We start from the raw sequence: 4,073 nt of genomic DNA, 5'->3' as shown, positions 1-4,073 counted from the left end.
TCTTGGCTTTGGGATAGACGATCAACTTGTATTTGTCGGTGCGAATGCTCCGCTGCAGATTTAAGTAGCATCCGTAGATCTCGTCGAGCGAACCCGTCTCACCTGCGAGCATTGGCAGTACCGAATGGAACTCGACATATTCGGGTTTCGGGGCGCCTGCCAATTCGAGTGTCGTTGGCATCACGTCTTGCAAGTAAATCGGCTGCTCGATTTTCGCGTTCGGTTTGACTCCGGGGCCGACGGCGATAAAAGGCACGCGAACGCTGTGGTCGTACATGTTTTGTTTGCCGAACAATCCATGTTGGCCAACGGCGAGTCCGTGGTCGGCGGTAAAGAATATCCAAGTGTTGTCGGCTTTGCCCGACGCTTCGACCGCTCTCAGGATTCGTCCAATTTGGTCATCCATGTGAGTGATCAGCGCGAAGTATTCGCCGCGATGGACTTGCACTGCGTGCTTGGTACGAGGGAACGGTCCCAAACGCTCGTCACGCAATCCCTTGCCGCAACCAATCGATTCCGCGTAGGGATAGATCGGTTGAAAGTTTTTTGGGACGGTCACAGAATCACTGGGGTAACGATCGACGTATTCTTGGGGCGATTGGCGAGGGTCGTGCGGCGCGTTGAAGGCGAGGTACATGAAGAACGGATCATCTTGCGATGCTGCATCGCTGAGGAAATCTTCGGCATGGTTCGCAACCACTTCGCTCCAGTGGGTGCCGCCTTGCCAAAATCCGCCAAACTTTGGATCCGACGGGGACCAGGGATCGCTGCCGTCGGCGGCGGGTCGGTTGTAGCCGGCGGGTGTGTCTTTGGGCATGCCTGGGCGGATGTCTCGTGCAACGTCAAACGACTTTTCGGCACTCGCGGTACAGTGCCATTTGCCGGTCATGTAGGTGTGGTAGCCAGCGGACTTCATCAGCTCGCTCCACCATCGTCCCTCTTTGCGTTCGCTTTCGCTCGTTTTGTAGATTGCGTTTGCATTCCAAACGTAGCGTCCCGAGTTCAGCATCGTGCGGCTGGCGACACAAACCGCTCCACTCCACGACCCCATGTTGTAGGCGTGCGTGAATGTCGTCCCGCGTCGTGCCAAGGCGTCGAGATGAGGAGTTTGGATCTCGGAATTGCCCAATCCGGCAACCGTGTCAAAGCACATGTCGTCCGCGAAGATAAAAACAATATTGGGTTTTTCTGCTGCCGAAGCCGCTGCGGTGAGGACCGTTGCAGTAGCGAGAGCAAGCACAAAACCTGCGAGTGGACGGGGCAGCATGGGGTGAAGTCTCATTTTGGAATTTTATTCGTACTGAAAGAAATCAAGGCTTACGCGCTGTTAAAGTGGAAACATTCCCCCCAAAGCAGCCGGATAGGGCGTTTCGAAAGCAAACTTGACGCGTCATTCTAGCCCAATGAATCCCAATTTTGCAGCTCCGCGGCAGGGAAATTGCGTCTTTGGCATGATTCCGACGAGGGCGAAGCATGAAAAACCGTTCTTTCGGAGGTTCAATCCTCGGCGGCTTGCGCTTAAACTACATGATGTCGACTGTCTCTCTACTAAGAACGTCCCTGTATGCGAGTGAGGAACACATCATCTTATTGAATTAGCCACTAGGTCGTCGTGGTTCGCTTGTGATCTTACATCCTTGCTTGTGAACCCATTTCATGGTTGCCCGTCTATTCACCGTGCTGGCAACCACTCCAAAAAGCATCTACGCGACACGAAAGGTGACGAATGAACGGATATGGTGCGTTTAGCGACGACTTTTACTTGAACATGGTTCTAACGACCGAGATGGATTTGCCCAAAGGTCGTGAATCGATCCTCCATTTCTTTGAACAAATCCGCCGCCGTTACCCGAAGATGCAAAACTTCTACGGCCGCGAGAAAAATGAGTTTGTCTTAGAGGAAGAAAAAGAGGCGGGAGCGTATCGCTGGGTTTCGACTGAGTTAAAACGAGTGAACTCGGGAGTCGTAAATCCCGAATCCGCCGAGGCGATCGACGATCTGCATCGCAGCGTGCTGGAGTTGATCCCCTACGAATTATCGGCCAGCCCGCTGGATTGCGAATCGCTGAGTGTGATGTTCGGTTTCGATTTTGCATACCGCGGCAACCACAACGATATTTTGTCGGAAGTCGTTGGAGTGGCGCCGGGACTGCAAGGGTTCATGAATCTGCCCTTCGGGAAAGTGTTATCGCATGAACCGGCAATCCAATTTGCGTTGGACGAAGAGTGTCGAACGCAGTGCCGGATCAGTTTTGAATCGCGGACCAACGCTTACCAAGTTCGCACGGGCGATTACAGCGAGGATCCGATCAGCGTTTATTTGACGGTTCGCCGTTACGATAGCCTTGGACCGGATGAAACGTATGTGCAAGAATACGATCGGCTGGTTGCACTGGGGCGAGATTTGATCGACGAATATTTGGTGGCAAGCGTGCTGAAGCCGCTGCAAGATGCGATTTCGTTACGGTAACACGCCGCGAGCGATCGAGCTGACAAAAACGAGGACACGAGCTCAAAAAACGAGGACATCGATGCCTCATCCTGTTTGCGACAAACTGCAGCAGGGTGAGGCTTTTTTTATGCTGCGCGGTGCTGGGCAGCTTAGGTTTGGCGAATTTCCAGGAAATCGCCACTGGAAAGAAGAATTCGCTTCGTGAGGGATCGTAGTGGCAACAGCCCATCGGGTGGACTAAGATTAGCCCCGACAACATGCCTATCCAGCGTAGTCCACAGACTTGCGTTCCCCGATTTTTCTTGCTGCAACGAGGATGTGCCCCTATGAGCCGTCGAACCACGCGTAGAAACGTAAAACGCCGACGCCTTTTTCCCGAAATGCTCGAGGACCGTCGTTTACTTGCGGTCATTGACTTGTTGCCCGTGGTGGGAACCACGACCGAATCCAATGGAACCACGGTGGTGAGCGCAAGTGGCGGTTCGACGATTCGCTTCGAAGCAACGTTGACGGCGGCCGAGCAAGCGGTTCGCGGTTACCAATTGAACTTTGCCGATAGTGATGTGGCGATTGAGATTGACGAGTTTTTCGAGTCTGAAGATTTTCCGGTTTTCATTGACACGATTATCGATCGCGATGCGGGCGATTCGGTGGTCTCGAGTTCGGCGTCCACCGCGATCAGCGTGCCCCCGACTCGCAGCCTGGGAACGTTTGACGTTACCGTTCCTGATGTCGCCGGCGATTATCGCTTGACCCTCAACGCCATCGGTGGCAACGCCGCGCGGCGCACTTTGGTCGTGGACGCGGAAACCAATTCGCTGCCGATCACTGACTATGGCGACGTCATTTTGCGAGTCAGTGATGCGAGTGAAACGGTGGTAAGCACAACGCTCACCACGCAATCGCAGCTTGAGGATGTTGGCACCGTCACCGTGAATGTCTCGCTTTCACAGATTGCCAACGAAGATGTTGTTGTTCCATTTACGTTGTCAGGAACGGCGACCGAGGATGTTGACTTCACCGTGGACGCGTCGCCGTTGATCATTCCGGCAGGCAACATGTCCGCGGACATCACATTCACGATCAATGATGATTTGTCAGCCGAATCCGCCGAGACGATCATCGTGACCTTGGGCACCCCGACGGGCGCAACGCTGGGATCCCAAAAGACGCACACGGTCAACATTGTCGACGACGATGACAGCACTCCGATCGCCACGCTTGAACTAGCCCAAACGACCATTCAAGAAAACGCGGGTTCAGCGGTGATGACCGTTACGCTTTCCGGAGCGACTGAATTTGATGTGATCATTCCTTATACCGTTTCGGGAAGTGCTTCACGTAACACCGATTTTGTGATCAGCGGCGATTCGATCCTGATCCCCTCGGGGGAAACGAGCGGGACGATTGTCATCGCGGTCACCGATGATTTTGCGTTAGAGAACAATGAAACGGTGATTGTCAAACTTGACCCGCCGTCTAATGCAAAACTTGGCACTCCGAACCGTCAAGTGTTGACGATCATCGACAATGACGAAACCGCTCCTCCCACAGTTAATTTTCGCGCGTCCACATTAACGGTCGGTGAAAACGTGGGCACCATCTCACTGAACGTGATCTT

The 4,073-nt window shown here is 53.6% G+C and carries 4 protein-coding genes; 3 read left to right on the top strand and 1 reads right to left on the bottom strand.

All coding sequences use genetic code 11. The features are described from left to right. A partial coding sequence (locus ABX962_RS31780; RefSeq protein WP_372725639.1) for a sulfatase-like hydrolase/transferase occupies positions 1–1,282 on the bottom strand: 1,282 nt, incomplete at its 3' end. Positions 1,283–1,726: 444 nt separating this feature from the next. On the opposite strand from ABX962_RS31780, the gene ABX962_RS31775 reads away from it, so the two are divergent. From ABX962_RS31775 to ABX962_RS31765, 3 genes are all read left to right on the top strand, one after another. Beyond that, positions 1,727–2,470, top strand: coding sequence for a hypothetical protein (locus ABX962_RS31775; RefSeq protein ID WP_372725637.1), 744 nt, complete (start codon positions 1,727–1,729; stop codon positions 2,468–2,470). A 61-nt stretch (positions 2,471–2,531) separates the two neighbouring features. Then, positions 2,532–2,657, top strand: a complete 126-nt coding sequence (locus ABX962_RS31770; RefSeq protein WP_372725635.1) for a hypothetical protein — start codon at positions 2,532–2,534, stop codon at positions 2,655–2,657. A gap of 121 nt (positions 2,658–2,778) precedes the next feature. Beyond that, on the top strand, positions 2,779–4,073 hold a 1,295-nt coding region (locus ABX962_RS31765; RefSeq protein ID WP_372725633.1), incomplete at its 3' end, for a Calx-beta domain-containing protein.

This window comes from Novipirellula sp., assembly GCF_041583735.1.
GTDB lineage: Bacteria > Planctomycetota > Planctomycetia > Pirellulales > Pirellulaceae > Novipirellula.
The sequence above is the reverse complement of the archived record's forward strand: the minus strand, read 5'-3'. Positions and strand labels throughout refer to the sequence as shown.

Coding starts and splice junctions, on each gene's coding strand:
- ABX962_RS31775 (WP_372725637.1), top strand. CDS start 1,727: ATGAACGGATATGGTGCGTTTAGCGACGACTTTTACTTGAACATGGTT.
- ABX962_RS31770 (WP_372725635.1), top strand. CDS start 2,532: ATGCCTCATCCTGTTTGCGACAAACTGCAGCAGGGTGAGGCTTTTTTT.